This window comes from Afipia sp. GW822-FHT03D08, assembly GCF_058801645.1.
In genome coordinates this window covers 167,674-191,222 of record NZ_JBXANK010000001.1, presented here as the reverse complement: position 1 = coordinate 191,222, position 23,549 = coordinate 167,674, and the positions used below count along the sequence as shown (strand labels likewise).

Sequence of the window (23,549 nt, the reverse complement as noted above, 5' to 3'; positions counted from 1 at the left end):
ATCACGGAACTCGGTGTCACAGACGCAATAAAAACCGGCGTCGCGCAGGAATGCTCCCGATGGGAAGAATTCCTGACGCAAACCGGACAGCTCAGCTACTGAACTTGTAACGCTACGCGGCTTACTTCCGCGCCGCGCAGGCGTACATGTTGATTTCCATACCAACTGGCACTTCGACGATCTTCGGAGTCTTCCAGGCCATTTTATTGGTCTCCTTCCCATTCCAGACGGGACTTTGCGCCACCGCCACTCTGAAGCTAACACGGACTTTCGGGGTGGTGTCATCCATTTTTCGGAGCCTCCGGCACAAGTTTGTGACCGCACCCCCGATAGTGTGCGACGCACCAATTTCCGTTCCGACCCGCACGACGCCGGATAATTTTCCAAACAATGGGCTTTACTTGGATACCTGTCAGCTTGAACCTAGCGCCAACAACGACGCCATGACCGGCGCGATTCTTTACGCAAGCACAGGTCGTCGCACCTTCCGGCCCGAGCAACGGAGCTCTCCTGCATTGACCTGTACGGAGGAAACCCAAGTTGAGCCTGCCCCGCACACGCATCAAAATGTCCGATGCAGATATCGTCAGCCGATTTGAACGCCTGGGTTACAAACTCGCGGTCGACCAGATCGCATTCACTACGGAGAGCGTTGAAGATTTTTATAATGCCCGCGAAACGCTGTGGACCGGCGTAGGCACTGTCAAAATTTATGAAGAAGGCGGGATGTTGTTGGTCGAGAAAGCGCAGCCGCGCGCCGGCCAGCCCACCCGCGACATCGCGGTTATCAGCCTCGGACACGCACGCGCCGTAATGGGCGTGCTTAAACCGGACAAATCCGCAGAGTTGCCGCGTTATGCCGGCACCATGGCATAGCGGATAATTCCATGGCTTGTTGATAGCGCGTGCCGCCGGTTCAGATTTGAGTGGCGGTCCTCTTCGGTATCCGATCCGCGAATTCCGAGTCGGCGTTATATCGCTCCCTGCAGGTCCCGACGGAGGCTGGGTCAACGGTCAAGTGCTGCGCGCGAATAGCGGCGGCGTCTGACCGCCGATGACTCTTAGTGGCGCCTTATCACTTGCAAAAGCTCGGCCGCGTGGTCCTCCGCCCGGCCGATGTTCTCGATGACGACATCGGGTACTGCGGCAATAACGGCCCTGCGAAGCCTCTCATCCAGTTGACCATCGCTGGAGCGCGCCCTTGCAGCAAGACGTTGCGCAAGGACTTCCGGCGGAGCCGTCACCGAGACCACCGTGACGTTGGCATATGATCTGCGCGCAAACTCGACAATGGTGCGAGACGCGTTCACGACGACGGCATGTCCGGCCCGGATATCATCGACGATCGAGCGCGGCACACCATAGCGCAAGCCATGCGCCTCCCACTGAAAGGCAAAGTCGCCGTGCGCAAGCATCTGTCCGAATTGCATCGGGCTGACGGCCTCGTTGTCTTCGAACGACGAGGCCTCTCGGGTGACAACCCGCTGCGGGAAGACGACCTTGATGTCGCCGGCACAGCCTGCCTTTGCAAGCCCAATCAGCGTATCCTTGCCCGCTCCGCTTGGGCCAACAACCAGAACCAACCGGCCCGGCCCGATCAAATCCGTGCTTGGCGCGGACAGTGTCGCAATATCGGTCATGCTACACGATGTCCTTCACGCCAAACGCTGCGCACCACCGGCAGATCTTGTGCAAGATGCACGCGGATCAGATCCGCGCGTTTACCGGCAACGATTTCACCCCGGTCAGAGAGGCCAACAGCTTCCGCGGCGGTTTTAGTGACGGTTCGCACCGCTGCAGCTAGATCAATCGCCGGCACATGCTGGGGCAACTGCATCGCCGCCATGAGAAGACTCGACGGGATATAGTCAGACGACATGATGTCGAGCAACCCCTCGCGGGCAAGATCGACAGCGGCAATATTGCCGGAGTGCGAACCGCCACGCACGACATTCGGTGCGCCCATCAGAACGGCGATGCCTGCCTGGTGAAGCCCCCATGCCGCTTCCATCGTGGTCGGGAATTCGGCGACTGAGACGCGGTCGCGGATTGCATCGGCGACATTCTCCTCGGTGGTGTCGTCATGACTGGCAAGCGGGATATTGTAGCTGTGCGCAAGCGCCACGATCGCGCGCATGTTGGTTTCACCATAAGTCTTTTGGTAGGCAAAACGGCGCTCGAACATTACATCAAGTTCTGCGTCCGTCAGACCGCCGCTCTTGCCGCGATAATAATCACGCAGCTTGCCTTCGTCGCGAAACTGGCGCTGGCCCGGCGTGTGATCCATCAGCGACATCAACCGTATATCCGGCCGGCCGATCAGTTCCTCCGCTTCCTCGACGACGCTCGGCATCGGAATTTCACAACGCAGATGCAGGAAATGCTCTGCGCGCAGCAACTTTGCATCGCGCGCCGAAGAAATAGCTTCCGCCAGGATGCTTGCCTGACCATCGACATCCTCCGCACCTTCCTCACGCCAGACGCGCAAGGAATCCAGAACCGTGGTGATGCCGCTGGTGGCGAGTTGCCCGTCATAAGACACCACTGCCGCCACCGGGTCCCAGAACACCTTGGGCCGCGGCACATAGTGAGCTTCCAAGTGATCGGTATGCAGTTCGATCAGCCCCGGCATCAGAAGATCGCCTCCCATATCCTCGCCGCGCTCGGGTGCGTCACCCTCGCCAATCTCGGCGATCGCGCCTTGAGCGACTGCAACCCAGCCCCGTTCGATGACGCGGTCCCTCAGGACCACGCGTGCGTTGCTAAAGATGCTTTCGTTCCGTTCGGAGACCATTCTTTTCCTCTTATGCCGCCGCCGCGAATGACATGACGTCTATGACACGATCGGCAATCAGATGACGAACCTCGTCGTCGTGAACGATGGCCACCATCGCCACGCCGCGCGTTTTCTTCTCAGCAACCAGATCCACGACAATCTTTCGGTTGACGCCATCGAGTGAGGCGGTCGGCTCATCGAGCAGCAGGATCGGCATGTCGGATATGAAGCCACGCGCAATGTTAACGCGCTGCTGTTCGCCCCCGGAAAAAGTCGATGGCGGCAATGTCCAAAGCCGCTCCGGGATGTTGAGACGGCTCAACAACGTGCCGGCCTGCGAACGAGCATCGTCTCGCACGATGCCGTTCGCGATAAGTGGCTCCGCGACAACATCAAGCGTGGCAACACGGGGTACGGCACGCAGGAACTGGCTGACATAACCGATGGTTCGTCTGCGGACCCGCAAAATATCGCGAGGCTGCGCTGTGGAAATATCGATCATCGCTTCGTTGTGGCGCACCAAGATATGCCCTTCATCGCAGCGATAGTTGCCGAAAATCATTTTCAGTATGGACGACTTGCCCGCGCCTGACGGTCCGGACAGGACCACGCATTCTCCCGCATTGACCCGCATCGAGACACCCGACACGATCGGCAGCCGGACGCCGTTCTGCAGATGCATCGTAAACGTCTTGCTCGCATTCGAGATTTCGATCATCGGAGACATGGGCCACTCATGCAGGCAGGATCGAGGAAACAAGGAGCTGCGTGTAAGGCTCGTGCGGATCGTCAAGCACCTGATCCGTCAGGCCTGTCTCGATCACCTCGCCGCCCTTCATCACCATGACTCGATGCGACAACAGCCGGGCCACCGCGAGATCATGCGTTACAATCACGACTGCAAGCCCGAGTTCGTTGACCAGTCCGCGCACAAGATCGAGCAGTCGCGCCTGAACGGAAACATCGAGCCCTCCAGTCGGCTCATCCATGAAGACAAGACGCGGTTCGGTAACGAGGTTGCGGGCAATCTGAAGCCGCTGCCGCATGCCGCCGGAATAGGTCTTCGGCGCATCATCGATCCGATCGGTCGAAATCTCGACACGCTGCAACCATGACGACGATGTTTCACGAATTTTACCGTAATGCCCCCAGCCGACCGCCATCAGCCGCTCGCCGACATTCGCGCCCGCCGATACCGCCATGCGCAGACCCATCGCTGGATCCTGATGCACGTAGCCCCAGTCGGTGCGGAACAGAAACCGCCGCTCCGCCTCACCCAGGGTTGCAAGGTCGCGCGTAACGCCATCTCGCATACGGTAAGCTACACGGCCTTTGCTCGGGTGAAGCTGCGTTGACAACATTTGTAGCAGCGTCGATTTACCCGAGCCGGACTCTCCGACGATCGCGAGCACCTCGCCTGGATAAAGCTGAAACGAGACGTCCTTGCAGGCGAGGTGCCGGCCGTACGACTTGCTCAAGCCTTCGCAGATAAGGAGCGGCTGATCGTCGTCACGCATCATGTCACCTGATGGTCGGCGCCGAAGCCGGCGCCCTGATAGCCGCCCGCGCGGCGCGTTTCGCAATAGTCCGTATCGGAACACACGAACATCCGGCCGCCCCGATCGTCGACCACCACTTCATCGAGATAGGACGTCTTCGATCCGCACAATGCGCAAGGCGCGTCGAAGCGGTAGGTTTCGAACGGATGATCCTCGAAATCGAGCGATGTGACCTTGGTATGCGGCGGAATCGCATAGATGCGCTTCTCACGTCCGGCACCAAACAGTTGCAAAGCCTCACAGTCATCCATTTTTGGATTGTCGAACTTCGGCGTCGGGGACGGATCCATCACGTATCGCTCGTTGACCTTCACCGGATAGGCATAGGTCGTTGCGATGTGGCCGTGGCGCGCGATATCCTCGTACAGCTTGACGTGCATCAAGCCGTACTGCCCAAGCGCGTGCATGCGCCGCGTTTCGGTCTCACGCGGTTCAAGAAACCGCAGCGGCTCCGGGATTGGCACCTGATAGACCAGCACTTGGTTATCGTTCAACGCGGTTTCCGGGATGCGATGGCGGGTTTGAATCACGGTCGCATCCGATGTGACCGTGGTGGTTTTCACGTTCGCTGTCTTCTCGAAGAATTTGCGAATCGAGATCGCATTCGTGGTGTCGTCGGAACCCTGGTCGATCACCTTCAGGGTATCTTCGCGGCCGAGGATCGCCGCCGTCACCTGCACGCCGCCGGTGCCCCAGCCGTACGGCATCGGCATTTCGCGGCTGGCGAACGGCACCTGATAGCCTGGAATGGCGATTGCTTTGAGGATCGCGCGGCGGATCATCCGCTTGGTCTGCTCATCGAGGTACGCGAAGTTATAGACGGGCGCATTCATTCGGCGGCCTCCGCCAGCGAAACGTCGCTGTCCTTGGCAGCCTCGAATTCCTTGCGCAGTTTCCGCAGCAGGCCGAGTTCGGACTGGAAGTCCACGTAGTGAGGAAGTTTCAGGTGCTCGACGAAGCCTGTCGCTTGCACATTATCGGAATGTGACATCACGAATTCCTCGTCCTGCGCAGGCGAGCGCACTTCTTCACCCAACTCGCGTGAACGCAACGAACGATCGACCAGCGCCATCGACATGGTCTTGCGTTCGCTCTGCCCGAAGGCCAGGCCATAGCCACGCGTGAAGCACGGCGGCTGCTCCGCCGAGCCCTTGAACTGGTTGACCATCTGGCACTCCGTCAGCGCGATGGACCCGAGCGGCACCGCGAAGCCGGCATCTTCCGCAACAAACTCGACCTCGACCTCGCCAAAGCGAATCTCACCTGCGAATGGATGCGTCCGGCCAAAGCCACGCTGGGTCGAATAGCCCAGCGCCAGCAGAAAACCTTCATCGCCCCGCGCAAGATTTTGCAGCCGCAGATCGCGATCCGCCGGAAAGCTCAGCGGCTCCCGCGTGAGATCGCCGACTGGCTGATCGGCGTCTGCTTCCGGAGACGGCTCGATCAGGCCATCTGCACCGAGAATATCGGTCACGCGCGGCATCGGAACGTCGTCAATGACACCCTGTGCCGGCTCCGGGATCGCCACACCTTCCGTAAGCGAGGGATCAAGTAATCGATGGGTGTAATCGAATGTCGGCCCCAGAATCTGCCCGCCGGGCACATCCTTGAATGTCGACGAGATGCGGCGGCGCACCTGCATATTTGCAGTGTCGAGCGGTTCGGTCGCGCCCAAACGTGGGAGTGTCGCCCGGAATGCGCGTAGCAGGAAGATCGCCTCTATCATGTCGCCCCGCGCCTGTTTGATTGCCAGCGCGGCAAGTTCGCGATCGTAAAGCGAACCTTCGGTCATGACACGATCCACGGCCAGCGAGAGCTGCCCGGAAATCTGTGACAGTGAAAGATCGGGAACTTGCGGATCGCCACGACGCTCATGCGCGAGCAGCCGGTGTGCATTCTCTATGGCGCGCTCGCCGCCTTTGACAGCAACGTACATGGATCAGGCCCCTCTCGCAGTGATGAGCGTACTGCGCGGCAACGCCACCAGCTCAGCCCCGCACACCAACAGCAGGTCAACACCACGGGGAAACAGCGCGTGGTTGGCCTGCATGCGCTCGGCAAAATCGGAAGGCAGCCCGCCCGCGCGCAATGTCGAGGTGCCGCGAATACCGGGACCGCTCAAGGTCTGAGCCCGTCCTTCCGTCAGCGTGCCAACCTGAATCACCAGCGTCGTCGATCGATCCGGATATTCCGGCGTCCCAGGCGCAAAACCCTCGAAGTCCGGCAACGCCGCGCCATCATGTATCAGGGCGAAGGCGGCGCGGGATGCATCGCTTGTCAACGGGGCGCCTGTCTGAAACCGCAGCCATGTATCAATCGCGGGTTCGGCTGAAAAGCGGTCGTCAATCCAGATTGGCGTATCGTGGTCGAACAGGGCCAGCGAAACGGCGGCAGTGGCGGTCATCATAGGCGACGGTGCATGAACTCCCTCTGCGACGGTTTGGACCGAGCCGGGGCGCGCCAGCGCGTTCATCACGCTGCGGAACACGGATTGCGATGACTTTACTGGATCGACAAAGCCACCACTGGAGTCAAGGCTGGTATGGAGTGTCATCAGCCCTCGCCCCTGACCAGCGTGTAGAAATCGACGCGGGTCGCCGCAGTCTCCGCCGCTTGCCGCAATCGCGCGTCTTCAAGCTCGCGACGCAACGGAGCAATGACCTTTTGTTCGATATCAGCCTTGAAACCGCTGTTCTGGATCAGCGCATCGCACAAGGCGATCAGCCTCGCCTTCTCACCATCCCGCCCCAGCACATAGCCGAAGCCAAGTTCACCGGAGGCTAGCCGCACCGCTGCGCGTGAAACGCTGGCCTCACCGAGATTGAAAGGCGCGCCGTCACCGCCGATCCGGCCCCGAACCATGACAAGCCCGTTCTCGGGTTGCCGGGCTGTTTCGTGAGACGGAACATCGAGCGCTTCGAGGCAGGCGGAAATCCGCTCCGTCGAGGTATGCGCAAGCACAGACATTGCTTTACGGCGACAGGTTTCCGGTGTGGCGTGCGGTTGGGTCATGTCCAGCTTGCCGATTCCAAGTTGTCTATGTTAGTAGACAACTTCGTAACGCAGCGCCATGACAAATTGGTGACGTCGCCATGATTTTCACAGCGTCTGGAATTGGCCGCCCAAACATGTCGTTGCATCCATGAGTTTGTCAGGAGAGCCAGCGACCGGTGTCGCACTCTGGCGCCGTGTCGCGGATTCCATCGAGCAGGCCATCGCCGACGGAACCTATGCCCGCGATACACGCCTTCCCGGTGAACTGGAAATTGCGGAAATCCACCGTGTCAACCGTCACACGGTGCGGCGCGCGCTGGCGGCGCTGGCCGAGCGCGGGCTCGTCCGCGCGGAGCGTGGCAGCGGCACCTATGTCGAGGCTCCGCGCATAGCCTACCCGCTGCGCTCGCGAACCCGTTTTTCCGAGATCGTTGGCGCCGGGGGTCTTGAGGCCAGCGGTCAATTGCTGAGTGCGTCAGTCGAACCCGCGACACGCGAGCTTGCCAAACGGCTGGGGCTCAGGACGGATGCGCCGCTGCTCCGGATCGATGCGTTGCGCATGGCGAACCGTGTTCCAGTCTGTCTTGGAACCACCTGGCTCGACGCAAGCCGCTTTACCGATGGCGGGCGGGTCTATGAGAAGACCCGGTCAATGACCAAGCTGCTCGCGCATTTTGGCGTGCGTGATTATCGCCGCGAATGGACCAATGTCTCCGCTTCTATCGCCGATGCCGCTGATGCGACGCGGCTTGATCTCGCCCTTGGCCGCCCTGTTCTGGTCGCCGACAGCCTGGATGCGGAGCCGAATGGGACGCCCCTGCTCACCACCCGCGCTCGCTTCGCGGCGGAGCGCGTCCAGTTCGTCATCGAGAACAAGTAAGGCTTAAAAGTTAGTGCGGCGCTTCACCGGCGCGACCGATGATCGCTAAGCGCAGGCGGCTTGAGATCAAATCGATCACAGCGACCGCAGCCAGAATCATCAGGATCAGGGTCGAGACTTTCTGCCATTCCAGCACACGGATTTGTTCGGCCAGTTGCAATCCGATGCCCCCGGCGCCGACAATACCGATGATGGTGGCCGAGCGCGTGTTGGATTCAATGAAGTAGAGAATTTGCCCGGCCAGCACGGGAAGCACCTGCGGCATCAAACCGAAGCGAATTTCCTGTAGTTTGCTGCCGCCCGCCGCGCGGATACCCTCGACCTGCTTGCGGTCGGCTCCTTCGATAGCTTCGGAGAAAAGCTTGCCGAACGCACCGAAATCCGAGGTCGCAATCGCCAGCACGCCGGCAAACGGTCCAAGTCCCACGACATTGATCCACACCAGCGCCCAGATCAGCATATCGACGCCCCTGATCGAATCCAGAAAGCGGCGCACCGGAAAGCGCAGGAAAACTGACGGAATGATGTTCCGTGCCGCCAGCAGGCTGACCGGCAGCGCCAGCAGCGCCGCCAGCAACGTGCCGAGAAACGCGATCGACAGCGTTTCCCCCATCGCGACAAGATAGGTGGGGAACGACGTGCCGGGGTCCGGTGGGATCATCAGCGTGATGAACCAGCCGAGTTGTCTAAAGCCGGTCACCAGGCGATCGATCGAGAATTCAAGATACCAGCAGCCGAAGATAAACAGCGCGATCGCGGCCAACCCGACAGCGAGCGCCTTAATACGTGACCTATGCGATCCCCGGAAAAGGTCCGGATACTGAATTGCAAGCTCCTTTGGATCCCGTGTTGCCGGCGTCATATGCGCTGCTCCGATCCGAACAGCCGCCCGCGCAGCCAGCCGGTACAGATATCGATGACAAACACGGTGACGATGATCATCAGCAGAATAGCGCTGACATCGGAGTAGAAGAACTTGCGCACCGCCACGACCAGTTCCTGGCCGATGCCGCCTGCCCCGACAAAACCCATCACCGACGCTTCTCGCACATTGATCTCGAACCGCAGCAATGTGTAGCTCGCGAAACCCGGCATCACTTGGGGAAGCACGGCAAAGCGGACGGCGGACATCCAGCTTGCGCCGGTAGAGCGGACGCCTTCGAGCGGCTTCATGTCGATATTTTCGGCCTGCTCCGAATAGAGCTTGCCCAGCGCGCCTATCGAGTGAATCGCGATTGCCAGTACGCCGGCCATCGGCCCTAGACCAAAAGCAATCACAAAGATCAGCGCAAACACGATGCTGGGAACTGTGCGGCAGAATTCCAGAGACCTGCGCACAACAAACCGCAACGCGGGATGCGGCGACAGATTGGCGGCAGCGAAGAAGTTGAGGCCAAATGCACCTAATGCGCCCATCGTGGTGCCGACATAGCTCAGCAGCAGCGTTTCCGCGAGCAGCTTGAGCCATTTTTGCCAGCCCCAAAACCATTCGGCGGGATCGGTCCAGACGCGCTTGCCCGTGTCAAGATTCAGGATGCGGTCGAAGTAACCAACAAAATTTCCGATCTTCTCGACGAAAGTCTTCGGCGCGACCTCAGCGCCAAAGCCCGCGACGATCAGCAACACGATGAATACGACGAGCCCTGCCGCAAAGCGCAGTCGTTTGCGAGAGATAGCCGCGTTGTAGGCGGCTTCGAGCGCCGCGATCTGCTGGGGCGGATAGCTGGAAAGGCTGATTGTCAAAATGAAACTGTTCTATGCAGGAAAGAGGAAGGGCCGAACAGGCACATCTGTCCGGCCCTCCGTCAGTCAGGATGCCTTCTTCTTGCGAAGACTGTCGACGAACTTGATCAGTTCAATCATGCCGTCCCAATCCTTGGTGGTGGCCGGGGCGAAGTCTTTCTTCTGTCCGTCGGACAGCCTGTCGAATGCTGCCTTGTCCTTGGCAGGAGCCTCAAAGAAAGCCTTCTCGATGCTCGCCTTCAGATCGGCCGGCATTTCGGTCAAAACCGCGTATGGGCCGTTTAAAATCGGCGCCGATTTGTGAACGATGCGGAAGTCTTCCTTCTTCATCGCCGAACCGTCGGCATTCTTCAGCATGCCCTTGGTCAGCATCTGAGCAAGGGTCGAGTCGTTATCGGCGGTCCACTGATTGGCGGCGACGTCAACCGTCCCCTGCGAGAGTGCCAGGAGCGCGTTTTCGTGGCTGCCGGTGAAAACCACCTTGCCGAAATACGATTCCGCGTCGGTGATCTGCATCTTGTTCAGTTCGAAACGCGGAACATTGTTGCCGGAGGTCGAATTCGGATCGACCAGACCGAGGTTCTTGCCCTTCAGATCGTCGATGCTCTTGTAAGGGCTCTTCGCCAGCACGAAGAACATCGAATAGTAGCCGGTGGTGCCGTCGATGTTTCGGTCATGTGCGAACGCGTCGGTATGCACACCTGTGAGACGCGCGCGGGCGAACGACGCCGAGCCGTAGCTGGCAACATGGATGGTTCCGGTGCGCTGTCCTTCGATCACCGCAGCGTAGTCATTGGCGATGCGGAGGTTCACCTTCACGCCAAGTTCCTTGCTCAGGTAGGAAATGAAGGGCGCCCAGCGCTCGGTAACGCCGGACGCGTTCTCAGCAGGAACAACTGCGAAAGTAAGTTCGGGATACTTGGTCTTCCAGTCCTGGGCGGACGCAGCGGTGGCGCTGAAGGCGAACGCAGCAGCACCCACAATGACGATACGGCGATTGATCATGGTGTCCTCTGTATGGTCGGTTATCGCAAGGTTCAGGTCGAATTCGATGACTCAAAGCATGCCGCAATCCGAAGACTGCTTCACGACATCGGCACGCTTATGCAACCGCGGCAGTTCCGAAAGCCGGCGCGAGAGTTCCGGGCGCAAAGCCCGGAGTCTCGTCCATCACTTCGCCAGCCTCAAGATCGTAGAGCTCGCGCGCGATCGTGTCGGTGAGTGCAGCAGGGACTCCGTCGAACACGATACGCCCGGCGGACATGCCGATCAGGCGGTCGCAGTATGTCCGCGCCAGATCGAGCGAGTGAAGGTTGCAGATCACCATGATGCCGAAATGCTTGTTGATACGCAGCAGCGCATCCATCACGATCCGGGTGTTACGCGGATCGAGCGACGCAATCGGCTCGTCCGCCAAAATAATGTCAGGCTGCTGGACCAGCGCCCGGGCAATCGCCACGCGCTGCTGCTGGCCGCCGGAAAGCTGGTCGGCGCGCTGCGCAGCCATCGGCATCATGTCGAATTGCTCGAGAGCGGAAATCGCAATGGCCTTGTCGTCCTGCGGCCAGAGCTGAATCAGCGATCGCCACTGGGGCACGCCCGCAAGACGCCCCATCAGGACATTGGTCAGGACATCGAGCCGCCCGACCAGATTGAATTGCTGGAAGATCATTGCCGAGCGCGCACGCCAGCGGCGCAGATCACGGCCCTGCAAGGCGGTCACGTCCACGCCTTCGAACATAATTCGTCCACCGGTCGGCTTCTCCAGCCGGTTGATCATTCGCAGCAGCGTCGATTTTCCTGCGCCCGAACGGCCAATCACGCCGACGAAGCATCCCGGCTGAACCGAGAACGAGGCATTGTCGACGGCCGTCTTCGCGCCAAACCGGCACGTTAATCCGTCTACCTCAAGCATGTGCCAACTCCGTCTCAGTAAGTTCATTCCTCGCTAGCGTGGGTTTCCTACAGTTGTGTGACACATCCGCCTGCGGCGGTTGCACTCCCCCGAAATCGCGTATGCTGTGACGAAAAGCCCTTGTCATCCAAACTTCACGATGCCGTCATGAAACGTCATGAAGAGATGTTGACCTCACGTCCAATGCACCGGCATTCACCGGGAAAAATCCGTATCGAGAATAGACATTCATGGCCGGCCAGCTGTCCGCACAACCGCTTATCGATCCGACCGCGAACCTGCGTGACAGCAGCGCCGGCGCTTATTGCGAAATTGGCGCGCGCACCGTCCTGCACGAGGTCACGCTCGGCGATTATTCCTACGTCGTGAATGACAGTCAGATCGCCTACGCCACCATCGGGAAGTTCTGCTCGATCGCTGCGATGACGCGAATCAATCCCGGCAATCATCCGATGCATCGCGCGTCGCAAGCGCACTTCTCTTATCGCGCGAGCGCCTACTTTCCCGGCGAGGCAGATGAATCCGAGTTCTTCGCCTGGCGGCGCAGTCACCATGTGACATTCGGTCATGACGTCTGGATTGGACACGGCGCCATTGTGCTTCCGGGCCGCAACATCGGCACCGGTGCCGTGGTCGCAGCCGGTGCTGTCGTCACGAAGGACGTGCCGGCCTATACGATTGTCGGGGGAAATCCCGCTAGGCCGATCCGGCGGCGGTTTCCGGAGCGCATCGCAGATGAGCTGATGACGCTGGCATGGTGGGATTGGGACCACGAGCGCCTACGCACCGCATTACCTGATTTCAGGAATCTGCCGGTCGAAGCCTTCGTCGAGAAATACCGCCATAACGCATCCCCGGATCTGGTTTTGAAAGCAGTTGGCACATGACGGACATCTTGATTGAAGGCGGCGAAGCGCTGGTTGGAAACGATCTTGTCGATGCATCCATTCACGTTGTGGGCGGAAGGATCGCTGAGATAACGTCCCGCAGTGGCGCAGCTTCCCTGCGCTTCAATAGTAATGGCCTCATTGCTCTTCCCGGCATTGTCGACATGCATGGTGACGCGTTCGAGCGCCAGATGATGCCGCGTCCCGGCGTCGACTTCCCGATCGATGTCGCACTTGTCGACAGCGACCGCCAGGCGATTGCCAACGGCATCACCACTGTCTTCCATGCCACCACATGGTCCTGGGAACCCGGCCTGCGCGGAACCGAAAACGCGCACCGGCTACTCGATGCCATCGAAGGCATGCGGCCCCGGCTCGCCGCAGATACCCGCTTTCATCTGCGGCAGGAGACGTTCAATCTCGATGCCGAACCAACCATTGCCGAGTGGATGGCCGCTGGACGTGTCGATCTCCTCGCCTTCAACGATCACATGCATATGACAGCCGCGTCGATGAATAACCCGAAGAAGCGCGCTCGTATGGTGGAACGATCAGGTCTCACTGAAAGTCAATTCGACACACTGGTCGAGCGGGTCATGGCCCGAACCAGCGACGTGCCGGATTCGATTGCACGGCTTGCCTCCATTGGCCGCGACCACGGCATCCCGTTGCTGTCTCATGACGATGAATCGCCGGATCAGCGCGCTGGTTTCCGGACGATGGGAATCGACATCGCCGAGTTCCCGATCAATGAGGAAACCGCGCGCGCAGCGATCGAGGCCGGCGACTTCACCGTGTTCGGAGCGCCGAACGTCGTCCGCGGGGGCAGCCATACCGGCTGGACCAGCGCGGCCGATATGGTGAGCAAAGGCCTGTGTTCGATTCTGGCTTCTGACTATTACTACCCTGCACCACTGCTCGCGGCGTTCCTGTTGGCCGCAGACAACATCCTGCCTCTGCCACAAGCCTGGGCGCTGATCTCCAATGCTCCCGCGGCGGCCACAGGCTTGCGTGATCGCGGCCAGATCGCGACCGGAAAGCGAGCCGACATCATTCTTGTCGATGCGCAGGAGCCGCTCAGGCCTCGCGTCGTCGCGGCGATTGCCGGTGGCCATATGGTTCATTTGACCGAACCACAGCGGCTTTTGTCGGCAGCACCCGCCTTACGCAGGGTTGAACCGGCCTGAGCGAGCGGCTACTCAGGACCGCATGCCGCAACACCCCCGTTACGCCATCTACTTTGTGCCATCGGCGCAGAATGCGCTTTATCGCTTCGGCGCGGACCTGCTTGGGTACGATGCGTACTCGGGCAAGCCGCTGCCCTTTGCCGATGGCATCGAAACGGAAATCGAAGGCTGGAGGAAGCTCACCGTCGATCCGCGCAAATACGGCTTTCACGCCACGTTGAAAGCTCCAATAAACCTTCGATCCGGCAAGACTGAAGATGAGCTTGCCCAAGCCATTCAAGAATTTGCCCACGCGCCGCGCGCGATCCCCCGGATTGTACCCGTCGTTCGCGCTATCGGGAGTTTCATCGCGGTCGTGCCGCGCGATCCTTGTCCCGATCTCCAACAGCTTGCCGCCGAATGTGTCACTGCGTTTGACGATTTCCGTGCACCGCTGACACCCGAGGACCGAGAACGGCGTAACATATCCGCGCTGACGGACGGACAGGTCATGCATCTGGATCGCTGGGGCTATCCGTACGTGTTCGAAGACTTCCGTTTTCACATGACGCTGACGGGCTCTCTGCCGTCCGAGCAGCGCACGGTCGTGCTGAATATCCTTCAGAAGCGCTTTGCGGCGCTGAACTTGGAGTCGGTATCGGTCGACCGGCTGGCGTTGTTGCGTCAGAGCGATGCGACGTCGAACTTTACGATTTTGTCGGATTGGCCGCTTGTGGCCGCCTGATCGTGATTACGTTTGCAGCACCGTTGCGACCAGACGCGTCTGATAAGGATTCATTGTCCGAAGAGCGTTCAGAACCTTGCCATATTGAGTTCTGTCTGCATCGACCACGACCAGGATGATTCCAACCACGGAAAGCAGGGACGCGAAGTCCTGACCGTCGATCGCTCCGCCGTCTATAAGGGTGGTGCCGTTGTAGGCAAGTGCGCAGCCATTCTGCGTCGAGAGTGCAGTTTGAGGTGAAGGTTCAGACTTGCTGCGCGCGCCGGCCGGAAGAACGCGAAGGTCGCCGACCTCGACTTCTAGCTCATCCAAGGTAACCGGGCTTCGCATCGCGTCGAAGAAGCCCGGCCTGCCTTCGAGGCCAAGCTGCTTCGAAATTTGTTTCGTCTCCGTCGCATCCACAGTTAAGGCACGCATGCCGCGCTGGGCGAACTGTTTGGCCAGCGCGAGTGTGAATGCGCAACTTGCAGCCGGACCATTGGCTCCGACGATCAGAATCGCACCGGGCGACTTCTCCAGAGCCTGAGTAAGGATACCTGGCAGATCGCCAAGCCCATCGACATGAAGGGCTTTCGCCTTCGGATCAGCGCGGCTCGCGGCCAAGACCGCATTACGCGAAACGGTCGCCAGATTGAATATCTCGCTGCGCTCGGGCAGATCCCTGTCGTCACGCCTGACGCCGTCAAACTGATTGAGGAAAGCCGCCGCAAAAATTCCCGCAAGCAATCCGATGACGAGGCCGCCTGCCACCACCAGAGTTCGTGGCACGACATACTGCGCGGGTTGAATGGCCGCCGGGGAAATGACGCGGGAATTTGTCCGATCCAGCATCCCTTCTTCGCGAACTTCCTTGGCACGCCGCTGCAGCGTTTCATAGACGACCCGCTGTGCCGCGACGTCGTTCTCCAGATCCTTCAATTTCTGAACAGGCGGCTGTCCCAACGCTGAAACCTGCCGCGCAGCGATAATCTGCCGGTTGAGCTCGCCTTCGACCGATTTGGTCCGTTGATATTCCGTTTCGAGACTGCGCTGGATTCTCGCAAGCTCGGCGTCGATCAGCTCGCGAATCTGCTTGACCTGCGCACGGGCCGTAATAACGGCCGGATGCAACGGACCAAGCGATACGGCGCTATCGGTTTCGGCTTTCTTGGCCTCCGCGTAACGCGCACGCAAATCGAACATGGTCTGCGATTGCAGCGCTTCCGCGATGGTATCGATCGGTGGGTTGTTCGTATTGCGTTTTCGAAGAATGTCCATCCGCGCCAGCAGTTCGGCGCCGCGTATTCTCTGGGCGGAAAGCTGGTTGGTCAGATCTGTCAGCTCGCGCTCGCTCAGAAGGTTCCCTTCTCCGCCAACGAGGTTGTTCTGAATGCGATAGGTTTCGACCTGCTTCTCCGCGTTCGTCAGGTTCTGGCGCAACGTGCTCAAGCGGGATTCGAGCGCTTTCGCCGTCCGGCTTGCGGCCTCGGTTTGCATTTGCACTTGCACTTCGAGATAGGCCTGAGCAATTGCGTCGGCTATCTGTTTCGATTTTTCGGGAGAGGATGACGTCCAAACCGAAACGTCGAGGACAAATGTACGGTCGGGCCTGCGAACATCGATCCGCTTCCGCAATGTGCGAAGCACGGCTCGGGTGCGCGCGTCCCCGTCGGAGGATGACCCAGCCGAATCCCCACCGTCACTCGCGGCGAATTCGGGATCGCTGGTCAGATTGAGCTTGATAACAACCTTCTCAAGCACTTCCGTCGAGGTGATGACCTGGACCTGGCTCTCGACCACCGCGAACGTCGCGTCGGCAGACGCCGCGGCGGGGCTGAGATCGTTCGGCAAAATCTGGAGCCCACGTGGATCGATCAAGATCTTGATCTGCGAAACATATCGCGGGGTCATGAAGAGAGCGATCATCAGCGCCAATAGCGCACATGTCGCGGTGATTGCTGCGATGAGTTTTTTGCGGCGCCCAAAGGCGGTCGCGAGGCCACGAAAATCGATGACCGCGGCCGGCGCCTCGCGCATGTCGATTGTCATTGCCATGCGCGAGCACCTGCTGAGCGCACCGAGAATGACGGACTTGACCGCATACGCATGGGACTGCCTGAACGCAACAAGGTCACCCGAGCCAACACCCCGAGCTTGCGCGGATTTTGGCCCGGTTATGGTTAATATTGCTTGAAGAACGGGCCTTACGAAGGGCTGATAACCGCCGTCGCCCTCGAAATCGTCAGGCTGAAGTACCGTAAAGATCGATGGCTTCGATCGTCCTTGTCCGGTTCAGACTGTGCGGCCCCCGCTGCACTGCTCCATCCCGCAGCCGCACGGTGCTGTGCACGCTCTGGCGGACAACCTCCAGGTCCAGCGTGTCGATGCGGCAAAACGCCAGGCCCGTACCATAGCCTTCCGAGCAATCCTGCGCCGGCCGCCACAACGAGCCGTCGTAATGAAAGAAGTCGCCGGCGGGACGTGCGCAGCGATGGTCAACGAGGATCGGATTGCCGGCGTGGGGCTGCCATGGCCCGGCGAGATCGGGCGCCCAGAACACACTGAGCGTATCCCAGTTTGAACCGCGCCAGGTTCGCGTTGCCGCGAACATCCACCACAGCCCATCATGTTGGCAAACTGTCGCGTCCGAGGCTTCGACGTTTTCAAGCAGTATCGCTTCATGAACCCAGCGGTCTGGGAACCGTTCCGCGCGATAAAGATCGACGGTCCTCGACTGCAGGGATTCCGGTATCATCCATATTGCACCGGAATGCGTGAAAACGTGCGGATACGACAGATGAAACTGCGTCTCGAGAACGGGTCTCGGCCGCTCGAAACCGTCGGCTCCCAACAACGATGTCGAGATCAAACCCTTTCCTGATGCGTGGTCGTACTCCTCGACAAAGAGATGCGTCTGCCCGTCCGCCACGAACAGAAATGGGTCGGCATAATAGCGCCCGCCGTCATCATCCAGCCGACGGTAAGCGCTTGCGCCCGGCAGAGACGTCCTGGATTCCGTTTCGTTTATTTGCCGCCACGCGACAAACCATCGCGGCGCGCGATGACAGAGCCGCGCAATGCGCGCATTCAATTTTTCGGCAAGCGACGTTGCACCAAACGACAACACCGGAGCTGAGTGAGTTGCTTTTGACCTCGCCTGTTTCGGCGACGGCTGCGCATCGCTCGTCAGCGGTACGGTCATAGCCTTCACACACAACTGCAACAGCGCCGAGAAGATCGTATCTAGCGCCCGCGTCGCCACCGTCCTGTCTTCAACGGCGGGCAGCCCCGAGATGACGACCCGCCCCTCTCGGTCCACAATCGTCAATGCAGGGCTGTGCGCGTCCAGCACAGCCAGCAAAGCCGCGTCATCCGAAGCTGTTCCGTCGTAGAGAACTGCGATATCCGGCAAAGCACTAGTCGCAGTTTGCCCGGCCAAATCCACGACCAGACCGCCGCTCATCGCGTCGCGCCTTTCCAGATATGGCTCGAAGGCCTTCTCATTGAGAAGGTCGCAGGCATTTCCGGCTTGAAGACGAAAGGCAAACTTCTCCAACATCAGAAGGAGTGTGAATGCGCGCGGCGGCGGTGGGCCATCGACCAGCCGCACCACTGGATTGATATCGGGATGACGTGCAAGACGCATGACCAGTTCGTGTTGCCACCGCCACAACCGCGCACGGTTGAGGCATATTGTTATCGTGCGCATGCCTGCTGTCTCGGTCATGAGGGACAGCCGGGCTTTAGGAGGCCGAGCGCGTCAAGCGTTGTGCGATCCAGCCTGCTTTCATCGGCGCGATCAACGATTGCCATTCCACCGGATCCGTTGAGCTCCCAGATCGACCAACGAAATTTCCGGCGCTCAGCCGCGCACCGCACATCCAGTAACCACGTCGCCCGCGCCTGATCGCCAGCCTTACTATTGCGGGTCGCGCCAAACTCGCCGAGCAGAATACGGTGGGCGTCAATGTTGTTGCGCGTAGCCCATGCCGCTACGCTATCGAAAGCGGCGTCGATGACCTTCGCGTCCCAGCGCTCGCTAAAGTAGGTAGCGATTGCGGCCCTTGCCGCGATCGACTGCCTGGCTTTATCGGCAGCGGAGAAAGCCGGATCTGCGGCAATCCGGTCCTCCACCGTGCGGATGGCTGCACTCTCCTCACCCTTGATCGCCGGATAAGGCAGCGCCTGCATGTCACGCCAGAACCGCTCGCGCGGCTCCGATGACTCGACACCCTGGTGCGTGAATAGGTGCGGCTCGTAATAGTGAAACGAGTAGAGAACATTCTCGTCGCGAAACGGAGCGGGATCGAGAAGCGCCAGCCCTCTCCAACTGCCTCCCTGAGCGCCGGTGACCACCAGGGTCAAGCGCGGAGCTTCCTGTCGCGCAGCCCGGTACAATGCCTCCATCATCGTCTGCCAGCGACCCGCCGTCGCCTTATCGTAACCTGCGGGCGGCTCGTTGACGGGCTCCAGCGCCACGTTCGGGTCATTCATGTTTGCAAGCAGTCGCGCGGTGCGTGAAACCACCGCCGCATAGGCCGTAAACAGCGGCCTTTCTGCACCGACGAAGATCGCTTCAGGGCGATACTGAGCAACCTGAGAATTGGAGTGAAAATTGACGATCACGCTCAAACGTTGCACACGGAATCGCTGGATCGTTGCCCGCAGGATGGTATCGAGCGCGTCGCGCCGGTCTCCTGTCATCTGGAGAAACGGCCCGGGGTCGACCGTCAGCCGGACGAAATCAAACCCGGACGCTTGAACCGCCGTGATCAATTCATCAGGGACGTAGTGTTCTGCAGTCGCAAACGGCGGCCAAGTGTACAAGGAACCGTCCAGGGGCGAGACAGACGCCCAGTTCAGCGGCCGGTGTACACCGATCCCTCGCTGGAATGTCTTGGCACCGTCAACGGCGTACGCCGTGGTCGCCGTCATTGCAGCGCATATCATCGCCAGTATGCGCAGCAACCTTCGCATCACGAAATCCAGCGGCGGAGCCGTGCGGTGTGGTCGCACATCGTCAACAATGTGATGATCAGAATGTCCGCCGACTTGACCGACAGCGCATTGTTGGTCAGCGCCAATGCGAAAAACATCACCGTCGCCAGCATAACGATCGCCGATCGTCCTTTTAGAAGCGCCCGGAAAAGATTGGCCAGCAGCAGCGCGAACAGAATCGCACCTATCAAACCAAACTGGACGGTGAAGACAACGAAAGAGCTCTCGATGAACGGTAGTCCAAAAATATCGAGCGCGATCCGCTGAACCTGCGCGATATCGGCGCCGAACAGGAACTCCTTCCAGCTCAGATAGTCGAACACGCCATAGATGCTGACGCGCGCGAGAGAGCTTTGATCGACGAAACCGCCTTCGAACCGGCTCAAGGCGCCAGCGGCAAACATGACACCGATAACAGCGATCAGTACGATCAGCCCCGCGATCGCAAGCATCATTTTCCGCTGGATGGAATCGACCTGAGATCGCGCCGGCATGGGCTCGAGAATCAGAAATAGCGCACATGAAACACAGGCGGCCACACTTGCAATTCGCGCTCCGGATGCGAGAGCACCCACAAACAAAATAACAACACCCATCAGCTTAAACGACGGTCTCCATCGCGCCACGCCGAGGAAGCAGATGCCGACAGCACACCATTGGCCGAGCTGTAATGGATGATCAGACAATCCGGTCGGGCGGAAAACATCTTCACCAGCGGCATAAGGCAGCAAGCGCGTCCTGAGCGCGAATTCGGCGATGCCGACCGCTGCGCTCAGGATGAGAAACAACAGGATCAGTTCGCCAAGGTTCGATCGCCACTGATTTGGCAGCGTCATCATGACGAACACAGCCATGCACGCGACGATATATGTGTCGAGGATATAGCCGGATGACGTGCTCTGGCCGCTCACCGAGAGCATGAGAAGCAAGCCGCAAATGCCGGCCAGAAAAACGATAATCGCGCGAAGGATACCGACATCCTGTGCGCTCAGCTCGATGCGATAGTTGAGCAGAATCGTAACTGCGATCAGACCGATCCCGTAGAATGCGGGGTGGATCTTCTCGATCGTCGAGCCTTCAAGCGTCGTATAATTGACGAACTGGTTGAGAATGAGTGCGTTAAGTCCAATCCTGAGCAGGACAAAAGCAACGAACGACAGATAAAGCACGCGCAGCAGAACACGGCTGTCGCTCGGCTCGGTAACGGCGTAACCGGAACGGATCATGGAAAGCTGCGCTATAGTGGCCAGTGAAATTTACCCTAGGCAATCCGCGTTAACAGTTGGCTAACCAAACGGTGCGTAAGGGTGGATGTTGGTTTCCGCCATGAGCAGCGCCGCGGTATGCGACGAATGCAAGAAACTCCGAAAATGTCCTCCGTCCGCGTTTTGTGCGTCACGCCTTTCGGTCCTTCGGGCAAGGGCGGCATCGACCGGCTCTATCACTATTTCCGCGAGTTCATTGCCGAGCAAAACGAGCCGGGGATTGATCTACGCTTTGCGCAGTCTCGTGGCGATGCGCGAGGCATCCTCTGGATTGCGACATTTCCGCTCATCCTCGCAAAAATCGGCTTCACACTCAGCCGCTTCCGTCCGCATGTGGTCCATATCAACTTCGCCACCGGTGGAAGCTTACCGCGCAAATACGCCATCCTGAAACTCGCGAAGGCATTTGGCGCGCGAACCATCGTTCATTTCCACGGCCAGTTTATTGAAGATCAGGTTGCTGCGCGCACGGTGCCAGGCCGGCTGTTTAGCGCGATTGCCAACCAGGCCGACTGCGTCGTCGCGCTCGGCAAGGTCCATGCAGACGCCTTCGAGCGCATCGGCGTTCAGCCCCAACGGATCGTGATCGTTCCCAACGGAATTCCCGATTTCGCAGCCGATCTTCCGCTGCCCAAGCAAGACACCGGCTCGATGGAAATCCTTTTTTCCGGCCTGCTGACCGAAAACAAAGGTATGCACGTCCTGATTCCGGCACTCGCTCGCCTTCGTCAGACGACCGAGAACTGGCACTGCACAGTCGCCGGTAATGGTGACGTCCAGCACTTCGTAGACATGGCCCATAAAGCGGGCCTCGACCAGAAAATGACTTTCACGGGATGGATCGAAGCGAGCGAAATGCTCGATCATATGCGCAACGCAGATGTGGTGGTCCTTCCCTCCCGCACCGAGGCCTTGCCGCTCAGCTTGATAGAGGGTGCCTGTGCCGGCGCGGCTCTCGTTGCGACCGATGTCGGCAACGTTCGTGACATCGTGGAAGACGGTGTTAACGGGCTTCTCGTAGCGCGGGAACCGGAGCCCATCGCCTCAGCGTTGCTCGAAATCGCCGCCAACCGTTCTCGTTTAGGCGAGATGCAATCCGCGTCGCGTCAAATCTATCAACGGCATTTTACGCTGTCGGCATTCGCCCAGCGGCTTCGCGAACTCTATCGGCAGATCGCGAAAGTCCCATAGCAGCTTGCATCCGGCTCACGTCATGTGAGGGATAGCCAGCCGCTGATCGATGAATTTGCGCTTTCCCCTGCCCGTCATTGGCAGTTCATCGACGATCTTCAAGTGAATTGTGAGATCGCCAGCGGCACGCTCCGTCATTCGTGTGAGATAGTCCGAGAAATCCGGCTGCTGACCGCCTTCCGTGACCACCCTGAGTTCGACCTCGCCTGGAACAAGCTGACAGAACTGTACTTCACGCGTCAGATCATGCCGGTCGATCGGCACGCACAGTCCGTTAAAGGGAATAAGGGACCCGGACCGGCTAACCAGGTATTCGCTGCTCCGCCGCGGCGCCAGGTGATTCAGAACGAGCCGGTATCCATTACTCGCGCTTGGCAGTTCGACCAGTTGCGCGGCATCGCGCGTGTCGTACCGGATGAGCGGCATGCCTCTGAACATCAACCCCGTCGATACGACACGGCCGGTTTTACCGGGCGTGGTGATCGGCTGGCCGTCATCGTCGACGAGTTCCGTGTATCCGTAAATCGGGTTGAATTCGTACGTATCCGGCTCATTGGCTCGCTCCACGGCGAACGCGACCTTCTCGCTCAATCCATAGAAAGGCACGATGGTCGCCTGATCGAAGACCTGTGTGAAGAGATCACGCTGATGCGGGAACAGTTTTTCCGAAATCGGAAAGATTCCGCGGATCTGCGGCAATGGTGCAGTTCCGGTCCGGAGCAGATACTGAGCGAAAATTGCTATCGCGGAAGGATAGCCGTGAATGAATCGGATATTCTTTTCCCGGATGGCCGCCAGATAGGACGCCATCGTCGCATCATCGAGATGAAAAACGGAGAACCGCAGTTCCTTCAGCGCCGGCTCGATCTCCATGTGGGAGTTCTTGCCGTCGATCAAATCAAATCCGCGAAAAACGCAGCGCCAGTCATGCGCCGTGAATCCGGTCCTCGACCACGCATCGTGAATGAAAGCATACTCGATCGGGCTGCGATTGCGATCAAGCATGATCGACAACGGTTCGCCGGACGACCCATCAGTCGAAGCGCGGTCGAGGCGATCGAGCGGAACGGTGCACATCTCGTCGCGGTGGTCGAGCACGATCTGTCGCGAAAGGACAGGCAGTCGAGACCAGGCTTCGCTTCCCAGCAGTTCGCCGGGCGCGATATGACCAACCACAGGCTTGAGCGTACGGGTGTAGTAAGGCGCATTCCGGATCGCCAGTTGAACCACTTCACCAAGCGCCTGCTGGCGATAGGACCGTACAAAATCTGTGTCCGTCTTCGCGCGATCGATCACACCGCGCCAATGACGATAGGTCTTGCCGAATTTGATAGAAGTTGGCACGTACTGAAGGAAGCGGCCGAGATGGGCCCGCGTCGATAGCGGTAACCGGACATATGCACCGCGCGCGACGTCTAGAACTGTCATCGGTTTCCCCCTGATTTGGCGAA

At 59.4% G+C, this 23,549-nt stretch carries 24 protein-coding genes; 6 read left to right on the top strand and 18 right to left on the bottom strand.

The features are described from left to right. Positions 1 to 121: 121 nt before the first annotated feature. The gene (gene pqqA / locus AC1RM7_RS00880) at positions 122 to 202 is read right to left on the bottom strand and encodes a pyrroloquinoline quinone precursor peptide PqqA (protein ID WP_009031067.1); all 81 of its coding nucleotides are present in this window, start codon (positions 200 to 202) and stop codon (positions 122 to 124) included. Positions 203 to 540: 338 nt separating this feature from the next. Here pqqA and AC1RM7_RS00875 point away from each other — a divergent pair, with 338 nt between their 5' ends. Continuing rightward, positions 541 to 876 carry a hypothetical protein gene (locus AC1RM7_RS00875; protein ID WP_006020160.1) on the top strand — a complete coding sequence of 112 codons (336 nt, stop codon included), beginning with the start codon at positions 541 to 543 and terminating at the stop codon, positions 874 to 876. A 185-nt stretch (positions 877 to 1,061) separates the two neighbouring features. On the opposite strand, the gene phnN is transcribed toward AC1RM7_RS00875, so the two are convergent. From phnN to phnG, 8 genes are read right to left on the bottom strand one after another with little or no spacing between them, the layout of a single operon-like run. Beyond that, positions 1,062 to 1,640 (bottom strand): phosphonate metabolism protein/1,5-bisphosphokinase (PRPP-forming) PhnN, encoded by a 579-nt coding sequence (gene phnN / locus AC1RM7_RS00870; protein ID WP_024921299.1) that lies wholly within the window; start codon positions 1,638 to 1,640, stop codon positions 1,062 to 1,064. Continuing rightward, positions 1,637 to 2,794, bottom strand: coding sequence for an alpha-D-ribose 1-methylphosphonate 5-triphosphate diphosphatase (locus AC1RM7_RS00865; protein ID WP_024921298.1), 1,158 nt, complete (start codon positions 2,792 to 2,794; stop codon positions 1,637 to 1,639). Before AC1RM7_RS00865 ends, phnN begins: the two co-directional genes overlap by 4 nt. Positions 2,795 to 2,804: 10 nt before the next feature. Then, on the bottom strand, positions 2,805 to 3,503 hold the full coding sequence (gene phnL, locus AC1RM7_RS00860) for a phosphonate C-P lyase system protein PhnL (protein ID WP_024921297.1): 699 nt from the start codon (positions 3,501 to 3,503) through the stop codon (positions 2,805 to 2,807). Positions 3,504 to 3,510: 7 nt separating this feature from the next. After that, the gene (phnK, locus tag AC1RM7_RS00855) at positions 3,511 to 4,293 is read right to left on the bottom strand and encodes a phosphonate C-P lyase system protein PhnK (protein ID WP_492838773.1); all 783 of its coding nucleotides are present in this window, start codon (positions 4,291 to 4,293) and stop codon (positions 3,511 to 3,513) included. Continuing rightward, on the bottom strand, positions 4,293 to 5,168 hold the full coding sequence (locus AC1RM7_RS00850; protein ID WP_024921295.1) for an alpha-D-ribose 1-methylphosphonate 5-phosphate C-P-lyase PhnJ: 876 nt from the start codon (positions 5,166 to 5,168) through the stop codon (positions 4,293 to 4,295). Before AC1RM7_RS00850 ends, phnK begins: the two co-directional genes overlap by 1 nt. Then, positions 5,165 to 6,271 carry a carbon-phosphorus lyase complex subunit gene (locus AC1RM7_RS00845; RefSeq protein WP_024921294.1) on the bottom strand — a complete coding sequence of 369 codons (1,107 nt, stop codon included), beginning with the start codon at positions 6,269 to 6,271 and terminating at the stop codon, positions 5,165 to 5,167. The genes AC1RM7_RS00850 and AC1RM7_RS00845 overlap by 4 nt, the downstream gene beginning before the upstream one ends. A 3-nt stretch (positions 6,272 to 6,274) precedes the next feature. Next, entirely contained in the window at positions 6,275 to 6,889 is a 615-nt protein-coding gene (gene phnH, locus AC1RM7_RS00840; RefSeq protein WP_024921293.1) for a phosphonate C-P lyase system protein PhnH, read from the bottom strand. Continuing rightward, on the bottom strand, positions 6,889 to 7,347 hold the full coding sequence (gene phnG / locus AC1RM7_RS00835) for a phosphonate C-P lyase system protein PhnG (RefSeq protein WP_024921292.1): 459 nt from the start codon (positions 7,345 to 7,347) through the stop codon (positions 6,889 to 6,891). The genes phnH and phnG overlap by 1 nt, the downstream gene beginning before the upstream one ends. A 130-nt stretch (positions 7,348 to 7,477) precedes the next feature. Here phnG and phnF point away from each other — a divergent pair, with 130 nt between their 5' ends. Continuing rightward, positions 7,478 to 8,209 carry a phosphonate metabolism transcriptional regulator PhnF gene (gene phnF / locus AC1RM7_RS00830; protein WP_024921291.1) on the top strand — a complete coding sequence of 244 codons (732 nt, stop codon included), beginning with the start codon at positions 7,478 to 7,480 and terminating at the stop codon, positions 8,207 to 8,209. A 10-nt stretch (positions 8,210 to 8,219) separates the two neighbouring features. On the opposite strand, the gene phnE (AC1RM7_RS00825) is transcribed toward phnF, so the two are convergent. From phnE (AC1RM7_RS00825) to phnC, 4 genes are all read right to left on the bottom strand, one after another. Then, positions 8,220 to 9,071: a phosphonate ABC transporter, permease protein PhnE gene (phnE, locus tag AC1RM7_RS00825; RefSeq protein WP_024921290.1), complete on the bottom strand. Its 852-nt coding sequence runs from the start codon at positions 9,069 to 9,071 to the stop codon at positions 8,220 to 8,222. Next, on the bottom strand, positions 9,068 to 9,952 hold the full coding sequence (gene phnE / locus AC1RM7_RS00820; RefSeq protein ID WP_024921289.1) for a phosphonate ABC transporter, permease protein PhnE: 885 nt from the start codon (positions 9,950 to 9,952) through the stop codon (positions 9,068 to 9,070). Before phnE (AC1RM7_RS00820) ends, phnE (AC1RM7_RS00825) begins: the two co-directional genes overlap by 4 nt. Positions 9,953 to 10,018: 66 nt before the next feature. Further along, entirely contained in the window at positions 10,019 to 10,957 is a 939-nt protein-coding gene (gene phnD, locus AC1RM7_RS00815) for a phosphonate ABC transporter substrate-binding protein (RefSeq protein ID WP_024921288.1), read from the bottom strand. A 97-nt stretch (positions 10,958 to 11,054) separates the two neighbouring features. Beyond that, complete coding sequence (gene phnC, locus AC1RM7_RS00810) at positions 11,055 to 11,867, bottom strand: phosphonate ABC transporter ATP-binding protein (protein ID WP_024921287.1); 813 nt, start codon at positions 11,865 to 11,867, stop codon at positions 11,055 to 11,057. 230 nt (positions 11,868 to 12,097) lie between these two features. On the opposite strand from phnC, the gene AC1RM7_RS00805 reads away from it, so the two are divergent. Genes AC1RM7_RS00805 through AC1RM7_RS00795 form a run of 3 tightly spaced genes read left to right on the top strand, consistent with a single transcriptional unit; the run spans position 12,098 to position 14,665 of the window. Continuing rightward, a complete protein-coding gene (locus AC1RM7_RS00805; RefSeq protein ID WP_024921286.1) occupies positions 12,098 to 12,754 on the top strand; it encodes an LbetaH domain-containing protein in 657 nt (218 codons plus the stop codon). Further along, the gene (locus tag AC1RM7_RS00800) at positions 12,751 to 13,941 is read left to right on the top strand and encodes an alpha-D-ribose 1-methylphosphonate 5-triphosphate diphosphatase (protein WP_024921285.1); all 1,191 of its coding nucleotides are present in this window, start codon (positions 12,751 to 12,753) and stop codon (positions 13,939 to 13,941) included. Before AC1RM7_RS00805 ends, AC1RM7_RS00800 begins: the two co-directional genes overlap by 4 nt. A gap of 22 nt (positions 13,942 to 13,963) precedes the next feature. Continuing rightward, positions 13,964 to 14,665 carry a DUF1045 domain-containing protein gene (locus tag AC1RM7_RS00795; protein ID WP_492838772.1) on the top strand — a complete coding sequence of 234 codons (702 nt, stop codon included), beginning with the start codon at positions 13,964 to 13,966 and terminating at the stop codon, positions 14,663 to 14,665. Between the two features lie 6 nt (positions 14,666 to 14,671). Here AC1RM7_RS00795 and AC1RM7_RS00790 read toward each other — a convergent pair whose 3' ends face one another. The 4 genes from AC1RM7_RS00790 to AC1RM7_RS00775 all read right to left on the bottom strand — a co-directional run bounded on the left by AC1RM7_RS00790 (position 14,672) and on the right by AC1RM7_RS00775 (position 20,868). Further along, on the bottom strand, positions 14,672 to 16,699 hold the full coding sequence (locus AC1RM7_RS00790; protein ID WP_492838307.1) for a GumC family protein: 2,028 nt from the start codon (positions 16,697 to 16,699) through the stop codon (positions 14,672 to 14,674). 187 nt (positions 16,700 to 16,886) lie between these two features. Further along, positions 16,887 to 18,371 (bottom strand): glucosamine inositolphosphorylceramide transferase family protein, encoded by a 1,485-nt coding sequence (locus AC1RM7_RS00785; RefSeq protein ID WP_152544194.1) that lies wholly within the window; start codon positions 18,369 to 18,371, stop codon positions 16,887 to 16,889. Then, positions 18,368 to 19,579, bottom strand: a complete 1,212-nt coding sequence (locus AC1RM7_RS00780) for a glycoside hydrolase family 5 protein (RefSeq protein ID WP_492838304.1) — start codon at positions 19,577 to 19,579, stop codon at positions 18,368 to 18,370. The genes AC1RM7_RS00785 and AC1RM7_RS00780 overlap by 4 nt, the downstream gene beginning before the upstream one ends. Positions 19,580 to 19,620: 41 nt before the next feature. Beyond that, positions 19,621 to 20,868 (bottom strand): VpsF family polysaccharide biosynthesis protein, encoded by a 1,248-nt coding sequence (locus AC1RM7_RS00775; RefSeq protein WP_492838302.1) that lies wholly within the window; start codon positions 20,866 to 20,868, stop codon positions 19,621 to 19,623. An 81-nt stretch (positions 20,869 to 20,949) separates the two neighbouring features. Here AC1RM7_RS00775 and AC1RM7_RS00770 point away from each other — a divergent pair, with 81 nt between their 5' ends. Then, positions 20,950 to 22,098, top strand: a complete 1,149-nt coding sequence (locus AC1RM7_RS00770) for a glycosyltransferase family 4 protein (RefSeq protein ID WP_492838300.1) — start codon at positions 20,950 to 20,952, stop codon at positions 22,096 to 22,098. Between the two features lie 15 nt (positions 22,099 to 22,113). Here the strand turns inward: AC1RM7_RS00770 and AC1RM7_RS00765 are convergent, their stop codons facing one another. Next, positions 22,114 to 23,526, bottom strand: a complete 1,413-nt coding sequence (locus AC1RM7_RS00765) for a phenylacetate--CoA ligase family protein (RefSeq protein WP_024921279.1) — start codon at positions 23,524 to 23,526, stop codon at positions 22,114 to 22,116. Positions 23,527 to 23,549 lie beyond the last annotated feature (23 nt).